General features: G+C 67.2%; 16 protein-coding genes and 2 pseudogenes. 12 read left to right on the top strand and 6 right to left on the bottom strand.

Annotated elements, in window-relative coordinates; all coding sequences use genetic code 11:
* The first annotated feature begins 119 nt into the window (after window positions 1–119).
* Both ACJ512_RS14005 and ACJ512_RS14000 read left to right on the top strand, forming a co-directional pair.
* A complete protein-coding gene (locus ACJ512_RS14005) occupies window positions 120–995 on the top strand; it encodes an enoyl-CoA hydratase (protein ID WP_407685519.1) in 876 nt (291 codons plus the stop codon).
* Window positions 988–1,533 (top strand): annotated as a pseudogene (locus ACJ512_RS14000) (2-keto-4-pentenoate hydratase); the annotation flags it as partial. The gene ACJ512_RS14005 and the pseudogene ACJ512_RS14000, both read left to right, overlap by 8 nt.
* 308 nt (window positions 1,534–1,841) lie before the next feature.
* On the opposite strand, the gene ACJ512_RS13995 reads toward ACJ512_RS14000, so the two are convergent.
* The 4 genes and pseudogenes from ACJ512_RS13995 to ACJ512_RS13980 form a co-directional block, all read right to left on the bottom strand.
* On the bottom strand, window positions 1,842–2,345 hold the full coding sequence (locus tag ACJ512_RS13995; RefSeq protein WP_407685520.1) for a nuclear transport factor 2 family protein: 504 nt from the start codon (window positions 2,343–2,345) through the stop codon (window positions 1,842–1,844).
* A 122-nt stretch (window positions 2,346–2,467) separates the two neighbouring features.
* Window positions 2,468–2,623, bottom strand: a pseudogene (locus ACJ512_RS13990) (SDR family NAD(P)-dependent oxidoreductase); the annotation flags it as partial.
* Window positions 2,624–2,631: 8 nt separating this feature from the next.
* Window positions 2,632–3,465 carry a mycofactocin-coupled SDR family oxidoreductase gene (locus ACJ512_RS13985; protein ID WP_407685521.1) on the bottom strand — a complete coding sequence of 278 codons (834 nt, stop codon included), beginning with the start codon at window positions 3,463–3,465 and terminating at the stop codon, window positions 2,632–2,634.
* Between the two features lie 6 nt (window positions 3,466–3,471).
* The gene (locus ACJ512_RS13980; RefSeq protein WP_407685522.1) at window positions 3,472–3,789 is read right to left on the bottom strand and encodes a 2Fe-2S iron-sulfur cluster-binding protein; all 318 of its coding nucleotides are present in this window, start codon (window positions 3,787–3,789) and stop codon (window positions 3,472–3,474) included.
* 130 nt (window positions 3,790–3,919) lie between these two features.
* On the opposite strand from ACJ512_RS13980, the gene ACJ512_RS13975 reads away from it, so the two are divergent.
* From ACJ512_RS13975 to ACJ512_RS13945, 7 genes are all read left to right on the top strand, one after another.
* Window positions 3,920–5,545 (top strand): flavin-containing monooxygenase, encoded by a 1,626-nt coding sequence (locus ACJ512_RS13975; RefSeq protein WP_407685523.1) that lies wholly within the window; start codon window positions 3,920–3,922, stop codon window positions 5,543–5,545.
* On the top strand, window positions 5,545–6,345 hold the full coding sequence (locus ACJ512_RS13970; RefSeq protein WP_407685524.1) for a mycofactocin-coupled SDR family oxidoreductase: 801 nt from the start codon (window positions 5,545–5,547) through the stop codon (window positions 6,343–6,345). The genes ACJ512_RS13975 and ACJ512_RS13970 overlap by 1 nt, the downstream gene beginning before the upstream one ends.
* An 11-nt stretch (window positions 6,346–6,356) precedes the next feature.
* Window positions 6,357–7,220, top strand: a complete 864-nt coding sequence (locus ACJ512_RS13965; protein WP_407685525.1) for an SDR family oxidoreductase — start codon at window positions 6,357–6,359, stop codon at window positions 7,218–7,220.
* 344 nt (window positions 7,221–7,564) lie between these two features.
* On the top strand, window positions 7,565–8,749 hold the full coding sequence (locus ACJ512_RS13960) for an acyl-CoA dehydrogenase family protein (RefSeq protein WP_407685526.1): 1,185 nt from the start codon (window positions 7,565–7,567) through the stop codon (window positions 8,747–8,749).
* 13 nt (window positions 8,750–8,762) lie between these two features.
* Entirely contained in the window at window positions 8,763–9,671 is a 909-nt protein-coding gene (bphC, locus tag ACJ512_RS13955; RefSeq protein ID WP_407685527.1) for a biphenyl-2,3-diol 1,2-dioxygenase, read from the top strand.
* The gene (locus ACJ512_RS13950; protein ID WP_407685528.1) at window positions 9,668–11,134 is read left to right on the top strand and encodes an FAD-dependent oxidoreductase; all 1,467 of its coding nucleotides are present in this window, start codon (window positions 9,668–9,670) and stop codon (window positions 11,132–11,134) included. Before bphC ends, ACJ512_RS13950 begins: the two co-directional genes overlap by 4 nt.
* Before the next feature lie 93 nt (window positions 11,135–11,227).
* A complete protein-coding gene (locus tag ACJ512_RS13945) occupies window positions 11,228–11,599 on the top strand; it encodes a nuclear transport factor 2 family protein (RefSeq protein ID WP_461480125.1) in 372 nt (123 codons plus the stop codon).
* 7 nt (window positions 11,600–11,606) lie between these two features.
* Here ACJ512_RS13945 and pstS read toward each other — a convergent pair whose 3' ends face one another.
* Window positions 11,607–12,686 (bottom strand): phosphate ABC transporter substrate-binding protein PstS, encoded by a 1,080-nt coding sequence (gene pstS, locus ACJ512_RS13940; RefSeq protein WP_407685537.1) that lies wholly within the window; start codon window positions 12,684–12,686, stop codon window positions 11,607–11,609.
* 120 nt (window positions 12,687–12,806) lie between these two features.
* On the opposite strand from pstS, the gene ACJ512_RS13935 reads away from it, so the two are divergent.
* The 3 genes from ACJ512_RS13935 to ACJ512_RS13925 all read left to right on the top strand — a co-directional run bounded on the left by ACJ512_RS13935 (window position 12,807) and on the right by ACJ512_RS13925 (window position 16,519).
* Complete coding sequence (locus ACJ512_RS13935) at window positions 12,807–14,213, top strand: IS1380 family transposase (protein WP_461480081.1); 1,407 nt, start codon at window positions 12,807–12,809, stop codon at window positions 14,211–14,213.
* Window positions 14,214–14,750: 537 nt separating this feature from the next.
* The gene (locus tag ACJ512_RS13930) at window positions 14,751–15,599 is read left to right on the top strand and encodes an IclR family transcriptional regulator (protein ID WP_407688035.1); all 849 of its coding nucleotides are present in this window, start codon (window positions 14,751–14,753) and stop codon (window positions 15,597–15,599) included.
* Window positions 15,596–16,519 (top strand): alpha/beta hydrolase, encoded by a 924-nt coding sequence (locus tag ACJ512_RS13925; RefSeq protein ID WP_407688034.1) that lies wholly within the window; start codon window positions 15,596–15,598, stop codon window positions 16,517–16,519. Before ACJ512_RS13930 ends, ACJ512_RS13925 begins: the two co-directional genes overlap by 4 nt.
* On the opposite strand, the gene ACJ512_RS13920 is transcribed toward ACJ512_RS13925, so the two are convergent.
* The gene (locus tag ACJ512_RS13920) at window positions 16,496–17,734 is read right to left on the bottom strand and encodes an NADH:flavin oxidoreductase (RefSeq protein WP_407688033.1); all 1,239 of its coding nucleotides are present in this window, start codon (window positions 17,732–17,734) and stop codon (window positions 16,496–16,498) included. The genes ACJ512_RS13925 and ACJ512_RS13920 overlap by 24 nt on opposite strands.
* Window positions 17,735–17,764: the final 30 nt, after the last annotated feature.

Genomic DNA, 17,764 nt, shown 5'->3' with positions numbered 1-17,764 from the left:
CAAGCGGCGCGCGGCTGTGATCGAGATGACTCCCGATGTGCGGACACCGACCCCGCCCTGGCGCCGGCTGGCGCCGATGATGGAGACCACCACCAAGCGTGACGTGGAGAGGCACCGAGTTGGCAGCAGCAGACGAAGACGACGTGGTCACCTACCAGGTGAGCGCCGGCGTCGCCGTGGTCACCATGAACCGTCCCGACTACCGCAACGCTCAGAACTCGGCAATGACGTATGCCCTCGACACCGCTTTTCAACGCGCCGTCGACGACGACCAGATCGACGTCATCGTCTTGGCTGGCGCCGGCGAGCACTTCAGCGCCGGCCACGATATCGGTACCCCTGCGCGCGATCATCACGTGAACTATGACAATCGCGCCGTCCTGTGGTGGGACCACGTCGGAAAGCCCGGCGGCGATCAACGTTACGCGCGTGAGATGGAGGTGTACCTGGGAATGTGCCGTCGCTGGCGTGAAATCCCGAAACCCACCATCGCAATGGTCCAGGGGGCGTGCATTGCCGGTGGACTCATGCTGGCCTGGGTTTGCGATCTCATCGTTGCGGCCGACGACGCCTTCTTTTGCGATCCCGTTGTGCGCATGGGCATTCCAGGCGTCGAGTATTTCGCCCACCCGTGGGCGCTGGGACCGCGCTTCGCCAAAGAGATTCTGTACACCGGAGAACGGTTCAGCGCCCAGCGTGCCTACCAGGTCGGAATGGTGAGCCGGGTCGTGCCACGCTCCGAGCTTGCCCGCGAAACCCACAGCCTCGCAGCACGTATCGCGACCATGCCACGCTTCGGACTGGCGTTGGCCAAGCGTTCGGTCAACCAGTGCGAAGATCAGATGGGGCTGCGCAACGGCATCGATTCCGTCTTCGGGCTCCATCATTTCGCGCATGCGCACAACGCGGAAATCGGGATCGGCTCACTCGCCGGCATGAACGCCAAGGCGATGGCCGCGGCATCGGGCGACGAAACGCCCGGCTTTCATGCTTAGCGCCGGCCTGCGCGACGAGCTGGCCGCGGGGTTGTGGCGTGCTGAGTTGAGCCGTGAGCCGATCGCGCCGTTGACGGCGGCCCATCCTGAGATCGATGTGGTGGATGCTTATGAGATTCAGTTGATCAACATTGGTCGGCGGGTCGCGGGGGGTGCCCGGGTGGTGGGGCACAAGGTGGGGTTGTCGTCGTTGGCGATGCAGCAGATGATGGGTGTCGATGAGCCCGACTACGGGCATCTGCTCGATGAGATGCGGGTGTTCGAGGACACCCCGGTCAAGGCGGGGAAGTACCTGTACCCGCGGGTCGAGGTGGAGGTGGGTTTCATCTTGGCCGCTGACCTGCCGGGGGCGGGTTGCGGCGAGGACGACGTGCTGGCCGCGACCGAGGCGCTGGTGCCGGCGATCGAGTTGATCGACACCCGGATCACCGATTGGAAGATCGCGTTGTGTGACACGATCGCCGACAACGCCTCCTCGGCGGGTTTCGTGTTGGGTGCGGGGCGGGTGTCGCCGGGCGATCTGGACGTCACGGGGATCGGCGATGATCGGCCCGCGGCCCCACTCGAACGAGTCCGTGCCAAGCCGCTCCCACTCCGGTACCGATTGCTCGACAGGATCACGGAACCAGTACATGGCAACGTAGTCCGTCGCCGCATGCTCTGAATCGGCGATCGATTCGGCTCGGCACTCGGCTGTGCGCGCCCATCGATCTCCCCATGCGACGCCGGGAAGTGCCAGGTTCTCCGGCCGATGGTCGAGCTGGTGCCATTCGTTGTAGAGACGGTGCTGCTCGGAATCCGCGTTGTCGAGCGCGACAAACGAAAAGAACACCAGCGGGCAACCCCTCACATCGGCCCCGCACCCAATACCGGTGCCGACGCACCCACGAGTCCTCGCGTCAGCAGCGCATGTGCTCCCGGATCGCCGTCGAGGACACGGCTGGTGCGTCTGGTGATCCGCCAGCGCCCATCGATGCGCTGCAGCTCGAAATGGTTTGCCGTCGAGCGCCATACGCGATAGCTCTCACCGTCGCGGACGAGCACCAGAGATTCGGCAACCGCCACTGCCGAATCTTCAGTCACCGTTACGACGCTCGGCCCGATGAAGTGGCAGCATCCGTTGCTCACCAACCTCTGGTGAGAATCGGAACTCACCATCGCATGAACATCCTTCTGGCCGTGCATTTGCCAGCCCTCAACGTCATAGATCCCGTCGGTCGCCCAGAGTTGCGTGGCGGCGTCGGCGTCCCCGGCATCCACGACCGGGCCGTACGAGGCGATCAGCCTGGAGATGTCACGTTCGTCCTCAAGGCGGCTCAGCCGTGCGGCAAGGTCGGCGATCTCGGTCATGACCCGATTCCTTTCTCATCGTTGGCCAGGTCGTGCAGCGTTGACAACTGTTCGACGTGAAGCGCCGCGGTGTGGGCACGCACCGAGCAGGTCACCGCCGTGGCTGCGACATTACGCAGCGTGCACGCCCGCGCGGTGTCCTGCAGCGGTCCTGGTTTGCGTGCAATCAGGGCCAGGTTGAAATCGTCGGCCGTCAACTGTTTGGCGAACTCGGCGCCAGCCCCTTCCGAACCGCCGGCAGTGACTGCCCATGGTCCGTATTTGCCGACTTCGAGCATGATTGCTCCTACCGTTGAGTGGCGCCGGCGTCCACGGGCAGGGTCGCCGCGGTGATGTAGCGCGCCTCGTCGGACGCCAAGAAGAGCGATGCGTTGGCCACGTCTACGGGTTCTATCCATGGGACGGGAAGCAGGTTCATGCCCAGTGCCGCTTCGGCGAATTCGGCGCGGGTGGGTGACCGATCCAAGTCGGGGCGGAATGCACCGCGCACGGCGTCGTTCTGGATCAGCGGCGTGTCGACATTTGTGGGATGCACACAATTGACCCGGACATTGTGCGGCGCGAGCTCTTTGGCCAGGGTCTGCATCAGCCCGACCACACCGTGCTTGGCTGCGGTGTAGTGGGCCACGCCGACCAAGCCACGCAATCCGGCGATGGAATTCGTCAAGACCATCGCGCCGGCGCCGCGCGCAATCAGGTGGGGCGCGCCGGCGCGGCACGTATGCCATACCCCCGTGAGGTTGACATCCAGCATGGCGCGCCAGGCATCTTCGTCGAGGTCGAGCGCCGCACCACGCGACGTGATCCCGGCGGTGGCGCACACGACGTCCAGTCCGCCGAACTGCCGGACGCCGCGGTCAGCGGCAGCCTGGACACTCGTGAGGTCACGGACGTCGACGACCTCGGTGTGCACCCGGGCGCCGGTTTCGGCGACCAACGACGCCGTGCGCTCGAGGTCGGCCGGCGTGCTGTGCGGAACCACCACGGTGTCGACCGGTCCGCACACATCGAGCGCCACGATGTCGGCGCCCTCCTGGGCGAACCGCACGGCCTGTGCGCGTCCGATCCCCCGCGCTGCGCCGGTGATCAGCGCGACCTTGCCCGCCAAGCGCGTACTCATCCCGCGTCAGAATTCGACGCGGACATCATCGCTGACCGGGCGGGCCTGGCAGGCCAGGATCAAGCCCTCGGCGCGCTCTTCGGGTCCCAGTAGCTCGCAACAGGCCATGTCCACCTCACCTGAGACGAGGGTGGCCACGCAGGAGCCGCAGTGGCCCTCACGGCACGAGTGTGGCACGTCGATTCCGGCGTCGAGCATCGTGTCGACGAGTGACTGGTCGCGCGGCCACCGCAACCGGTGGACCTCGCCGGCCAAGTTCACCTCGACAGCAGCAGCCGCCGCGTCGGTGCGCAGAGCGGCATCATGTCGTCCGGGTTCTGACATGGAGCGATTCTGGCGGGGCGATGAGCCGGCCCGCCGATGTCTTTCCGATGGCCGGGAGGCCGGCCGTCTTGGAGTCCGGTCACCGGGACACCTCACCTGCCTCCGGCGTGCAGGATCTACCGTTGACCCTGTGAATAGTGGCGGTGATCGGCTGGTGGCTCCCGATATTGATGTTGTGGTGGTCGGAGCCGGGTTCGCGGGTTTGTATGCGCTGCACAGGCTGCGGTCCGACGGGTTGACCGTCCGGGTGTGCGAGGCCGGACCCGACGTCGGTGGTACGTGGTACTTCAACCGCTACCCCGGTGCCCGGTGCGACGTCGAGAGCGTGGACTACTGCTACTCGTTTTCCGACGAGCTGCAACAGGAATGGGACTGGTCGGAAAAGTACGCCACCCAGGCCGAGATCCTGGCCTACATCAACTGGGTCGCCGACCGATTGGATCTGCGTCGGGACGTCACACTGAACTCCCGGGTCACGTCCGCGGTGCTCGACGAGCACACGTTGCGTTGGACGGTGACGACAGACACGGGTGAGCGCGTCACCGCCCGCTTCTGTTTGATGGCCACGGGTCCCCTGTCGGCGGCGCTGACCCCGCAGTTCCCCGGCCTGGACACCTTCGCCGGGGAGGTGCACCACACTGCCTCGTGGCCGCACGAGCCGGTGGACTTCGCCGGCAAGCGGGTCGCGGTCATCGGAACCGGTTCCTCCGGTATCCAGTCGATCCCGATCATCGCCGCAGAGGCGTCACAGCTCTATGTCTTCCAGCGCACCCCGAATTTCAGCGTCCCCGCGGGCAACCGCCCGCTCACCGACTTCGATCGCGCGGAGGTCAAGGCGAATTACGAGCAACGGCGACGGGTGTCATGGCGCAGCTCGGGCGGGTCCCCCCATGTCGCGCACCCCAAGCCGACCATGGAGGCGACACCCGAGGAGCGACGCGCGGCATTCGAGAAGCGCTGGGATCTGGGCGGTGTGCTGTTCTCCAAGACCTTCCCGGACCAGATGACCGACCCGGCCGCCAATGAAGAGGCCCGCAAGTTCTACGAGGAGAAGGTCCGGGCCGTGATCAACGACCCGGAGGTGGCCGAACTCCTCATCCCCAACGACCACCCGATCGGCACCAAGCGGATCTGCACCGACACCAATTACTTTCAGACTTTCAACCGCCCGAACGTAAAACTGGTCAGCGTCCGCAAAACACCGATCGTCTCCGTCGACGCCGCCGGGATCAGCACCACCGACGCACACTACGACCTGGACATGATCGTGCTCGCCACCGGTTTCGACGCGATGACCGGCGCACTGGACAAGATCGACATCGTCGGCCGGAACGGCAAGCACCTGCGCGATTATTGGAGCGATGGGCCGCGGTCTTATCTCGGCCTGAACACCGACGGGTTCCCCAATCTGTTCGTGGTGTGCGGCCCCGGTGCTCCCGCCGTGCTGGCCAACATGGTGCTGCACGCCGAGGCGCACGTGAACTGGATCGCCGACTGCATCGCCTACCTCGATGCCCACGGCTACGCGGCGATCGAGGCGACCGCGCAGGCCGTCGATGACTGGGTGGCCGAGTGCGCCCGCCGGGCCGAGGCGAGCCTGTTCACGAAGGCCAATTCGTGGTACCTGGGCGCCAACGTTCCCGGGAAGCCGCGGGTCTTCATGCTGTTCATCGGCGGGTTCGGGGTCTATCTCGACATCTGCAAAGAGGTCGCCGAGGCCGGATACAAGGGATTCTCGCTGATCAAGGGATCTTGATGTCGGGTCTGCATGGTCGCGTCGTCCTGGTGACCGGCGCCGCCCGAGGGACCGGTCGCTGCCACTGTGAGCGGTTCGCGGACGAGGGTGCCGACGTCATCGCGCTGGATGCGCCCGCGGCGGCTGCCGAACTCGCCGAAACCGCCGCCGCCGTCGCGCGGCGGGGCGTGCGCGCCGCGACGGAGCTGGCCGACATCAGCGACTTGCCCGCCGTGACGGCCGCGGTGGATGCCGCCGTCGCCGAGCTCGGTCCCATCGACGTGGTCGTCGCCAATGCCGGGATTCATCCTGCGGGCGCTCCCACGTGGGAGATCACCCCGCAGAGTTGGCAGCAGGTGCTGGACGTCAATCTCACCGGCGTCTGGCACACCGTGAAGGCGGGCGTGCCCCACATCGGGGAGCAGGGTGGCTCTGTCGTCATCATCAGTTCCACCAACGGCATTCGTGGCACCGCGAACAGCGCCCATTACACCGCGAGCAAGCACGCCGTGGTGGGACTGGCGCGCACACTCGCCAACGAACTCGGGCCGCGACGTATCCGCGTGAACACCGTCCACCCCGGCGCAGTGGGAACCGCGATGGTGCTCAACGACGCGACGTTCCGGCGCCTTCGCCCCGACTTGGACAACCCGACGGCAGAGGACGCCGCGGAGGTGCTCATCGCCCGTCACTTGCTACCGGTGCCGTGGGTCGAACCCGTCGATGTCAGCAATGTCGTCGTCTTCCTGGCCTCCGACGAAGCCCGCTACATCACCGGCACCCAGATCGTGGTCGACGCCGGTCTTCTGGCGAAAGCGTAGGAAGAGGGCATATGGGCGTCTACGCGGTCACCGGATCTGCTTCGGGTATGGGGCGTGCCGCCGCGGCAAAACTCCGGGAAGCGGGCCACCGCGTGATCGGCGTCGATATCAGGGACGCCGATGTGCTGGCCGACCTGTCCAGTCAGGACGGGCGCACGGCGGCGTCCGGAGCGGTGTCCGAGGCCTGCGACGGCCGACTGGATGGCGCGGTGCTGGCGGCGGGCCTCGGACCTACCCCCGGTGCGACCGGTGTGCCCCTGATCCTGACGGTGAATTTTCTCGGCGTGGTCGAATTGGCCGAGGCGTGGCGTCCCGCGTTCACGGCGGCGGGGAACGCGAAGGTGGTCGTCGTCGCGAGCAACTCGGCGACCACGATGCCGGCCGTGCCGGGGCGCGCGGTACGCGCGTTGCTGGACCGCGATGTGGTCAGGGCCGAACGGGCGGTACGCATGTTTCGGTCGGCCGCCCCGTCGATGGCCTACGGCGCGTCGAAAATCGCGCTCTCACGTTGGGTGCGGCGCACCGCGGTGACACCGGAGTGGGCAGGTGCGGGGATCCGCTTGAACGCGATCGCGCCGGGCGCGATCATGACCCCGCTGTTACAGAAGCAGCTCGCGACACCGCGCGAGGCCCGGGCGATCCACTCGTTTCCCGTGCCGGTCGGCGGTTTCGGAGATCCCGCACAGCTTGCGGACTGGATGGTCTTCATGCTCTCGGATGCCGCCGAGTTCCTTTGCGGTAGCGTTATTTTCGTCGACGGCGGCACTGACGCATACTTCCGTGCCGATGACTGGCCGCGACGGGTGCCGTCCATGCACCTGCCGCAGTACCTCTGGCGGATGGCCGCCTTTCGTCGTGGACGATCGGGTCGATAGCGCGCCAGTCCAATGGGTCGCGGCATCGGCCCCCGAGCGTGGGTTGCCGGGGTGAGGTCTCGCGCCGCCAGGGCCGCGCACTGGCATTGTTCACCGCCGTCAGGTTAGGGATTTCCGCGACCTCGGAGCGGGTCCGTTCCCGAGCACCGGGCGGCGCGACGGCGCTTGTGACGCCCGGCACCGGCGTCGTGCTCGACTTGTACGGGCGGCCGCAGCCGTTTCGTCGGCAACAATTCGCACATCGATTTGGACCCATTTCAGCCCGCTGATCGGGATCATCAGAGAGTCGGCGCATGGACTGCGGTAAACCATTCATTAAGCCCACACACGTAAGGACGATGAAAATGAGCGAGCGGGTACTTGACCGGGTCGTGGCGATGGCCGACCAGTTGCGCGAGCAGGCCGCAGAAGCTGAGCGGATTGGCCGGCTCACCGACGACTCGGTGAAGCTCATGAAGGCCGCCGGCCTGATTCGACTGCTGCAACCCAAGAACTATGCGGGCTTCGAGGTCCACCCCCGCGAGTTCGCCGAGACGGTCATGGCGACCGCGGCGCTCGATCCGGCGGCAGGCTGGATCGTCGGTGTGGTGGGTGTGCACCCCTATCAGTTGGCCTACGCCGACCCGAGGGTGGCTGCCGAGGTCTGGGCCGACGACGTCGACACGTGGATGGCCTCGCCGTATGCGCCCCAGGGGGTGGCCAAGCCCGTCGACGGGGGCTACCTGTTCAACGGCCGCTGGCAGTTCAGCTCGGGCACCGACCACTGCGACTGGATCATCCTGGGCGCGATGCTCGGTGACGAGAACGGCATGCCGTTGATGCCGCCGCAGATGCTGCACATGATCCTGCCCCGCAAGGACTACGAGATCGTCGAGGATTCCTGGAACGTGGTGGGGCTGCGGGGAACCGGCTCCAAGGACGTCATCGTCTCCGACGCGTTCGTCCCCTCCTACCGGACGATGGACGCGACCAAGGTGATGGACGGCACCGCCCAGCGCGAGGCCGGGATGACCGAGCCGCTGTATCTGATGCCGTGGTCGACGATGTTCCCGCTGGGGATCTCCGCGGCGACCATCGGTATCGCCGAGGGCGCGCTGGCCGCGCACCTCGATTATCAGCGGGAGCGGGTCGGCGCCACCGGAACGGCGATCAAGGACGACCCCTACGTCATGTACGCCGTCGGCGAGGCCGCGGCCGACATCAACGCCGCTCGCCAGGAACTGCTGGCCAACGCCGACCGGATCTATGACATGGTCGCCGCCGGCAAGGAGGTGTCCTTCGCCGATCGGGCGGCGGGCCGTCGCACCCAGGTGCGCGCGGTGTGGCGCGCGGTGTCGGCGGTCGACGAGATCTTCGCCCGATCGGGTGGCAACGCGTCGCGGATGGACAAGCCGCTGCAGCGCTACTGGCGCGATGTGCACGTCGGGCAGATGCACGCCATCCACGTCCCGGGCACCATCTACCACGCGTCGGCCCTGAGCTCGCTGGGTGTCGAACCGCCCCAGGGCCCGCTCCGGGCGCTGATCTAGGAGTGAGACGAAAGTGACCGAACTGAAAAGCCTTGGGTACGTCACCATTTCGACCAACGACATCGGCCGGTGGCGGCAGTTCGCCTTCGGTGTGCTGGGGTTCGCCGAAGGAAAGGGCCCCGACCCGTCGGCGCTGTATCTGCGCATGGACGAGCGCGCGGCCCGGCTGATCGTGGTGCCCGGGGAGACCGAACGGATCCGCACCGTGGGCTGGGAGGTGCGCGACCACCCCGGCCTGCAGCGGGTCAAAGCCGCCCTCGACGGCGCCGGGGTGGCGTTCAAGCAACTCTCCGACGAGGAGGCCGAGGCCCGGCGCGTCGAGGAGGTGATCACCTTCGAGGACCCCGCCGGCATCACGTGCGAGGTCTTTCACGGCGCGGTGCTCGACCACAGCCCGGTGATCACCCCGTTCGGGGCGAAGTTCGTCACCGGCGACCAGGGCATGGGCCACGTCGTGCTGCCCACCACGGACCCGGGCGGCCTGTTCGACTTCTACACCGAGGTGCTGGGGTTCCGCTCCCGGGGCGCGTTCCGGGTTCCGCTGCCCAAGGAGTTCGGCCCGGTGCGGGTGCGCTTCCTAGGCATCAACGAGCGACACCACAGCCTGGCGATCGTCCCCGCCGCCCATCAGCGCGACCCGCGCCTGGTGCACATCATGGTCGAGGTCGACACCCTCGACGCGGTGGGTCAGGCGCTGGACCGCGTCAACGCCGAGGGCTTCCAGCTGTCCTCCACGCTCGGACGGCACACCAACGACAAGATGGTGTCGTTCTACGTCCGGGCCCCCGGCGACTGGGACATCGAGTTCGGCACCGAGGGCATGCGGGTCGACGAAAACTATTACACCGCTGAGGAAATCACTGCCGACAGCTATTGGGGCCACCAGTGGATCGGCGAGATGCCGGCGGCGATGCGGTTATGACGCCCGATACCGACGTCACCCCGGTCCCGGCGGCGTCGATCACCTCCTGGGACGACGAGGCCGACGTCGTGATCGCCGGATACGGCATCGCCGGGGCGGCCGCGGCGGTCGAGGCGGCCCGCGCCGGCGCCGACGTCCTGGTGCTCGAACGCACCGGCTCCTGGGGCGGTGCGGCCGCGATGGCCGGCGGTTTCATCTACCTCGGCGGCGGCACGGCGCTGCAGAAGGCCTGTGGCTTCGACGATTCGGTCGAGAACATGGCGGCCTTCCTCAACGTCGCGATGGGCCCCGGGGCGGACGCGGAGCGCATCGCCGACTACTGCGCGGGCAGCGTCGCGCACTTCGACTGGCTCGTCGACTGCGGTGTGCCGTTCAAGGCCGAGTTCTTCTCCGAACCCGGCTGGGAGCCGATGGGCGACCAGGGGCTGATGTACAGCGGCGGCGAGAACGCCTACCCGTTCAACACCATCGCCTCCCCCGCCCCGCGGGGGCACGTCCCGCAGATGTCGAACAAGAAGCAGGGCGAGGCCAGCGCCGGCTACATGCTGATGAAGCCGCTCGTCGAGACGGCCAGCGCGGCCGGCGCGCGGGCGCTCTACGACGTGCGGGTGCAGCGCCTCATCGTCGAGTCCGACGGCAGGGTGGCCGGGATCCGCGCCCGCCGCTACGGCGCCGAGATCAACGTCCGGGCGCGCCGCGGGGTGGTGCTGGCGATGGGCAGCTTCGCCTACAACGACGCGATGGTCGCGCAGTACGCCCCGCGCATCGCCGGGCGCCCGGCCGCCTCGATCGAACAACACGACGGGCAGGGCATCCGGATGGCGCAGGCGCTCGGCGCGGACCTGGCCCACATGGACGCCACCGAGGTCGCGATCTTCATCGACCCCCAGCAACTGGTGCGCGGCATTCTGGTCAACGGCCGCGGCCAGCGCTACGTCGCCGAGGACACCTACCCCGGCCGGATCGGGCAGCTGACGCTGTACCAGCAGGACAACACCGCCTACCTGATCATCGACGGCGACGCCCAGGAGGAGGCCAAGGCGTCGTGGTCACCGAAGTTCATGTTGCGGGAGGCCACCTGGGTGGCCGACACCGTCGCCGACCTGGAGCGCGACATGGGGCTGGCGCCCGGCTCGCTGCAGGCGACCGTGGCCGCCTACAACGAGGGCGCCGCGCGCGGCGAGGACCCGTTGCTGCACAAGAAGCCGGAATGGCTGCGGCCGATCGGGTCCCCCGTCGGCGCGATCGACCTGCGGGAGAACACCGGCGGATTCACGTTGGGTGGGCTGTGCACCACGCTGGACGCGGAAGTGCTGCACGTCAGCGGCGAGCCGATCCCGGGGCTGTTCGCGGCGGGCCGCTCGACGGCCGGGCTGGCCGCCTGGGGCTACGCCAGCGGCGTCTCGCTGGGCGACGGCAGCTTCTACGGGCGCCGCGCCGGCCGCTCAGCGGCGAAAAGCTGACCGCGAAGGAACGGACGCGTGGACGCTGATCGAGTACGGGTTCTGGGCGATGAGCGTGATGTCGAACGAGCACTGACCAAGTTTGCCCGCGCCATGGACGACCGCGATTGGGCTGCGATGGCCGAAATCCTCGCCGGCGACGCACAAGGCGACTTCGGAACAGGGCGCCTCCACGGCAGCGCGGCGATCATCGAGATGATTCGCGGATTCCTGGACAACTGCGGGCCCACGCAACACCTATTGGGCAATGTGGTTATTGATGTAGACGGAGACACCGCGACCAGCCGCGCGTACATCCACGACGTCCACTTGAGCACCGACGCCAACCCGTCGGCGCGGTTCTACACGCTTGGCGATTACCGCGACACATGGCAGCGGTGCTCAGACGGGGCTTGGCGCCTGACAGAGCGGGTGAAGTTCAACCGAGCCCACGTCGGATCACTCGACGTTTTCGGTGGCTGGTAGGCCGGGTTCACTCAACGGCGTTGACCGCGGTCGACAACCTCGCCTTGAACGCCTCCGGAATGGGGACGTACCCGTGCTCGGCCAATCCTTCCTGGCCTCCGCCGATCGTGCTCTGCAGGAAAGCCCTGACGGCCGCCCCGACCTGTGGGTCAGGGTACTTCGAGCAGACGATCTCATAGGTTGCCAGCACGATCGGATAAGCACCGGATTGGTTCGGCCGGTAGAACGAGATCGTGTCCAGGACGAGGTCGTTGCCCTTGTTGATGACCCCGGCCGTGGCAATCGTCTTTGCCACCGAATCGCCGCTGATCGTCACGGGGTCCGAACCGGCCGAAGTGATGATCTTGGCCATCTTCAGCTGTTGCGCCTGGGCGAACGACCACTCGTCGTAGGTAACCGCCCCTTCGGTGCGCTTGACGGCCGCGGAGGTGCCGTCGTTGCCCATCGCACCCTCGCCCACACCGCCGTTGAACGCCTTGCTGGCACCCTTACCCCACGCGTCGCCGCCGGCGGTATCGAGATACTTCTGGAAATTGTCCGAGGTGCCGGACAAGTTGCTGCGGAACACGACATGGATCGGCTCAGCAGGCAAGGTGGCACCCTTGTTCAGCACCTGAATCGCGGGGTCGTTCCACGTCGTGATGCCGCCGTTGAAGATCTTGGCCGCGGTCGGGCCGTCGAGAACCAGCGAATCGACTCCCTGGACGTTGTAGGCGATGGCGATCGGACCGAACACCACCGGCAGGTTCCACGCCGGCGAGCCGCAGCGCCGCTGGGCCTCGGCATACTCGCTCGGGATCAACGGTGAGTCAGAACCACCGAAATCGGTCTGTTGGCCAGTGAATTCACGAATCCCAGCACCAGAGCCGTCGGCAGTGTAGTTCAACGACTGACCCGAGCAGGCCTGCTCGAAAGCCTTCACGAACCGTGCCATCGCGTTGGCCTGCGCCGTCGACCCGCTGGCCTTGAGCGTTTTGATTCCACCGCAATGCACGTTCGCCGATGGCGCATTCGTCGAAGAACTTGGCGCTGTTGCCTGCTTGTTGTCACTGCCGCACCCGGACAACGCCACCGCAACGGCCGCCAGCCTCGATTTTTCACGGGGATGGTCGGCTTTGGGGTGTCTTAGACGCGAAAAGTGCACTCGCTCAAGGATAACCAGGGTTGTTAAGGCTCGGAAAATCCAGAGAACGGGTGCACCTTTCAGATGCAGGCTACAACAGAATGGTCCCGGCACCTCGACGTGGAGGTCCGCGGCGACGATGTGGTGTCACACACCGGCAGTGTGATCACCCGGATGTTGGCCGATAAGACGGGGCTGACCGGCGCATTGTCGGATGCGCTGTACCGGCCCGACGTGGTCCACGACCGGGGAGCGGTGATGCGGGACCTGGCGGTGGGGATCGCCGACGGCGCGACCAGCATCTGCGACATCGCGGTCCTGGGCGATCAAAAGCGGGTGTTCGGGCCGGTCGCCTCGACCACCACGGCATGGCGGGCACTCAACGAACTCGACGACGCGGCGCTGGGGCGGCTGGCGCTGGCGCTGGCGCGGGATCGGGTCCGCGCCCGGGTATGGGAGCGCATCGAGGCCCGCCACGGGAAGATTCCGCCGGTGGCCACCTGCTACGGTGATCTCGATGATGTGATCTGCATCCGCATCGACGCCACCTTGATCACCTCGTACTCCGATAAGGAATCGGCAGCGGGAAATTTCAAGGGCGGATACGGTTTTCATCCGCTGACTGCGTGGTGTGACAATACCGGCGAGCTGCTGGCCATCATCGCGCGAGCCGGTAACGCCGGCTCCAACACCGCCGCCGATCACATCGCCATCATCGACGCCGCGATCGCCGCGATCCCCGCCAAGTGGCGGCACAACCTGCTGATCACCATCGACGGTGCGGGCTCCAGCCACAAGGTGATCGACCACATCACCAAGCTCAACACCCGCGCCGGCTACAGCATCGCGTACTCGGTCGGCTTCGACCTGGATGCCCGGGTGCGTGCCGCGCTGGCGCTGCTGCCCGAGACCGGGTGGGAACCAGCACTGGATGCCACCGGCACCCCGCGCGAGGACGCACAGGCCGCCGAGGTCACCGGCCTGCTGCGGGAAAGCCACGGCGGCGACAAACTATCCACCTGGCCAGCGGGGATGCGGATCCTGGTGCGCCGCGAACCCATCGAGACCGGAGCACAACTCTCGCTGTTCGAGCAGACCAACGGCTACCGCTACCAACCGGTGGCCACCAACACCGCCGGCGGGCAAGCCCAGCGTCTGGAAGCCCGCCACCGGGTGCACGCCCGCGTCGAAGGATTCATCCGCTGCGCCAAAGACACCGGCCTGGCCAAATGGCCGTCATCGTCCTATGCGATGAACCGCGCGTGGGTGGCCGCAGTCGCCCTGGCCGTCGACCTGCTGTGCTGGACCCGGCTGCTGCTGCTCGATGGCACCCTGGCCGTCGCCGAACCACAGACCCTGCGCTACCGGCTGCTGCACACCGCAGCCCGCATCATCAGCCATTCCCGCAAACAAATCCTGCGAATACCCCAAACCTGGCCCTGGGCAACAGCACTGGAAACCGCGTTCCACCGCGTGCTGGCGATCCCCTGACCACCTGGCACCTGTCCGAACAACCCCAGGAAGGAGCAACACCCACCGGGACCAAGGAACCCGGCGCCACCGCACGACACGCGGCGCCGGCACCTCCCCTGCGACCGAAAACCACGCCCACCAGCAGACCTCAGCACACCTCACGGGAGCACCCGACCCACCATGAAAAATCGAGGCAGAGTAGCGGCCTGCCGGAATACCATGCCGGCTACTTCGTCGGGGCGAGCATCGACGCGTATTGCCCGCGGCACAAGGACGAAATTCCGACGGGATAGGCACGACGGGGCCCCCGGGAAGCCACGGGCCGCTCCCAGCGCGAGGCGATGCCGCGCTATCTGTCCCCCGGCCTGATCCGCGCCCGCGCAGCCCGGTGGTTCTCGGCCGAGCAGACACAAAAACCTCCGTACGCCCAGCGTGTCGGGGTTTCTGCGTCTGCTCGGCGCGTGTTTGTGACAGCAGCCACACGATGTGATAGAAACGGATATTCCTAATAGGAATATTCCAGCCAGGCAGACCAACCTCTTGGAGGACCGACCGATGGCTCCGACCGATGACACCGTCGAATCCACCACGCCCAGCGCCGTTATCGACCGCATCTCGCTGGTGCTCGACGCGTTCGACGGACCGGGACGGCTGACGCTGGCTCAAATAGTGCGACGCACCGGACTGCCGCGCTCATCGGCACACCGCATGCTGGAGCGGCTGGTTCAGCTCCGCTGGTTACGCCGCAGTGGCCGCGACTACGAGCTGGGAATGCGGCTGGTTGAGCTCGGCTCATTGGCCGTGCATCAAGATCGGCTGGTGCGCGCGGCCACCCCGCTGCTGGGGGAATTGCACCGCGCCACGGGCCTGGTCGTACATCTGGCCGTCTTGGACGGCCCCGATGTCGTCTACCTCGAGAAGATCGGCGACCGGCTGAGCAACGCGATTCCCACCAGGGTAGGCGGCCGGCAGCCGGCACACTGCACCGCCGTCGGCAAGGCGATCCTGGCCTACGGCGATGAGCGAGCGGGCATCGATCCGCGGGCCCGCTTGACCAAATACTCGATCTCGAGTGCCGCGCAACTGGCAGCGGAACTATCCAAGGTCCGCGCTCACGGTGTCGCGTTCGAGCGCGAAGAGTCGCTGCTCGGGTTCGGTTGCGTGGCAGCGCCCATCGGGAACCCCGGTGAAGCGGTGGCCGCCGTGTCGGTGTGCGGCCCGATGAACCGGGTGACCTTCGACCAGCGCCTCGCCGCTCCGGTTCGGATGACCGCTATGGCCGTCTGGCGCAACGTCGAAGGCGGCCCGCAACGTGTCGCACCCACCCTGCAGCCGCTGCGGCCCTTGCTACCCCCGCGGCCGCGGCCGGCCGCGGCGCCGCACCCGACCCTGCAATACGCGTGAGCCTCGACCCCCAGATCGCCGCCATCATCGAGCAACTGGACGGCGGGTTCCCCGCTGTCCACGACATGACCGGCGTGGAGGCCCGCGATCTGATCAGGTCCAGGTTCGTCCCGCCGGCCCAACCCGAGCCCATCGGCGAAGTCACGGACCGCATAGTCACCGGCCCGCACGGCTCGATCGCGGTGCGCGTCTACCGGCCCGAAGCCGTCGACCCGCTGCCGATACTGGTCTACGCGCACGGAGGCGGGTTCGTGTTCTGCGATCTGGACACTCACGACGGCCTGTGCCGCAGCATCGCCAAACTCTTTCCCGCGGTGGTGGTTTCGGTCGGATACCGGCTGGCGCCGGAGAACCCGTGGCCGGCGGCCGCCGAAGACGTCTACGCGGTGACACGCTGGTGCGCCGACAGCGCCGCCACCCTCGGCGGCGACGCCGGGCGTCTCGTCGTCGGCGGCGACAGCGCCGGCGGCAACCTGGCCGCGGTGACCGCGATCATGGCCCGCGACCGCGGCGGACCGGCGCTGGCCGGCCAGCTGCTGCTGTATCCGGTGATCGCCGCCGACTTCGACACCGAGTCCTACCGCCTGTTCGGTCGGGGCTACTACAACCCGAAGCCGGCCCTGCAGTGGTACTGGGACTGTTATGTGCCCGCAGCGGGCGACCGCACTCACCCGTATGCCGCGCCCCTGCATGCGGAGCTGAGCGGTCTGCCGCCCGCAGTCGTCGTGATCGCCGGCCACGACCCACTTCGCGATGAGGGACTGGCCTTCAGCGCGGCATTGCAGGCGGCAGGCGTCCCAACGGTGCGACTGGACTACGAGGGCGGCATCCACGGCTTCATGACGATGCCGATGCTTGACCTCGCGCATCAGGCCCGAAAATCGGCCACTGCGGCGCTAGCCGACCTGCTGCGGCGGTAGAGTTTTCGCCCGCAACGGCTCTGCCGCCTCGTAACGCTGATCTGGGTCCAAGACGCAGTGCGTCCGGCCGAACACCGTGACCATGCACTTGTTGTTGTGGGTACACCGGCTGCGCACGGCGGGGTCGGCGGCCATCCGGGCGACCAGGTCGGGCTCGCGCAGCAGCGCGCGGCCCATCGCCACGAAGTCGAAGCCCTCGCGCATACCGGTCTTGACGTGGTCGCGGTTGGTGATGCCGCCCAGCAGGATCAGCTTCGTGTTGCGGATCACCGGGACAAATTGCCGGGCGTTTTCCAGCATGTAGAGGTCGTGGTACGGATAGTCTCCCATCGCCCATTTGCCGATGACCCGAATGCCCGTGCGCATGGGCTGCGGCATGACCTGGGCGAACTCCCTGACGGGGACGTCACCGCGGAATAGATACATGGGCTTGAACACCGAAGATCCCTGGGTCAATTCGATCGCGTCGAGGGTCGCGTCGGCATCCAGGAGCGCGGCGGTCCGCAGTGCTTCGTCGACCCAGATGCTGCCGGGCACACCGTCGTCCATATCCAACTTGGCCGTCACCGCGATCCGCTCGCCGATCTCGTCGCGTACCCGCCGGGCGATCTCGCGGCATAGGCGCGAGCGGTTGTCAATGTCGCCGCCATAGTCGTCCTTGCGGCGGTTGATCAGCGGGCTCAGGAACGAGCTCGGCAGATAGAGGTGACCGAAATGCAGTTCCACGGAGTCGAAGCCGGCATCGGCGGCCACCCGCGCCGCGGCGCCGAACTGGTCGATCACGGCCGCGATCTCGGCGCGGGTGATCGCCCGGCAATAACCCATGGACGCGGGGTTGACGAACCGGCTCGGCGCCACCGGGGTCACCCCGGTCAGCTTCTTCTGCGCCACCACCCCGGCGTGGCCCAGCTGCGCGGAGATCGCGGCCCCGTCGGCGTGCACGGCGTCGGTCAGGCGACGCAGCCCCGGCAGCGCCCGCCGGCTCATCACGATCTGGCCGGGTGCACTGGCCCCTTCCGGCGCCACACAGCAGTAGGCGACCGTCGTCATGCCGACGCCGCCGCGCGAGAAGGCGCGGTGGAATTCGATCAGGTCGTCGGTGACCAGCCCGTCCGGCGAACGACCTTCCGAGGTGGCGGCCTTGATCACCCTGTTGCGCAACCTCACCGGACCCAAGGTGGCGGGGGCGAAAGGATCGGGAGCTGCGGTGCTCATCCGGCTACCGTTGCCCCGCATTCGGCGCCG

This window comes from Mycobacterium cajalii (assembly GCF_045809005.2).
Classification (GTDB): Bacteria; Actinomycetota; Actinomycetes; order Mycobacteriales; family Mycobacteriaceae; genus Mycobacterium.
Note: the sequence above shows the minus strand (reverse complement) of the source record. Positions and strands in the feature narration are given on the sequence as shown.

Coding starts and splice junctions, on each gene's coding strand:
- ACJ512_RS13970 (WP_407685524.1), top strand. CDS start 5,545: ATGTCGGGTCTGCATGGTCGCGTCGTCCTGGTGACCGGCGCCGCCCGA.
- ACJ512_RS13935 (WP_461480081.1), top strand. CDS start 12,807: ATGCAGGCTACAACAGAATGGTCCCGGCACCTCGACGTGGAGGTCCGC.
- ACJ512_RS13965 (WP_407685525.1), top strand. CDS start 6,357: ATGGGCGTCTACGCGGTCACCGGATCTGCTTCGGGTATGGGGCGTGCC.
- ACJ512_RS13980 (WP_407685522.1), bottom strand. CDS start 3,789: ATGTCAGAACCCGGACGACATGATGCCGCTCTGCGCACCGACGCGGCG.
- ACJ512_RS13950 (WP_407685528.1), top strand. CDS start 9,668: ATGACGCCCGATACCGACGTCACCCCGGTCCCGGCGGCGTCGATCACC.
- ACJ512_RS13945 (WP_461480125.1), top strand. CDS start 11,228: ATGGACGACCGCGATTGGGCTGCGATGGCCGAAATCCTCGCCGGCGAC.
- ACJ512_RS13960 (WP_407685526.1), top strand. CDS start 7,565: ATGAGCGAGCGGGTACTTGACCGGGTCGTGGCGATGGCCGACCAGTTG.
- ACJ512_RS13920 (WP_407688033.1), bottom strand. CDS start 17,734: ATGAGCACCGCAGCTCCCGATCCTTTCGCCCCCGCCACCTTGGGTCCG.
- ACJ512_RS13995 (WP_407685520.1), bottom strand. CDS start 2,345: ATGACCGAGATCGCCGACCTTGCCGCACGGCTGAGCCGCCTTGAGGAC.
- ACJ512_RS13985 (WP_407685521.1), bottom strand. CDS start 3,465: ATGAGTACGCGCTTGGCGGGCAAGGTCGCGCTGATCACCGGCGCAGCG.
- ACJ512_RS13930 (WP_407688035.1), top strand. CDS start 14,751: ATGGCTCCGACCGATGACACCGTCGAATCCACCACGCCCAGCGCCGTT.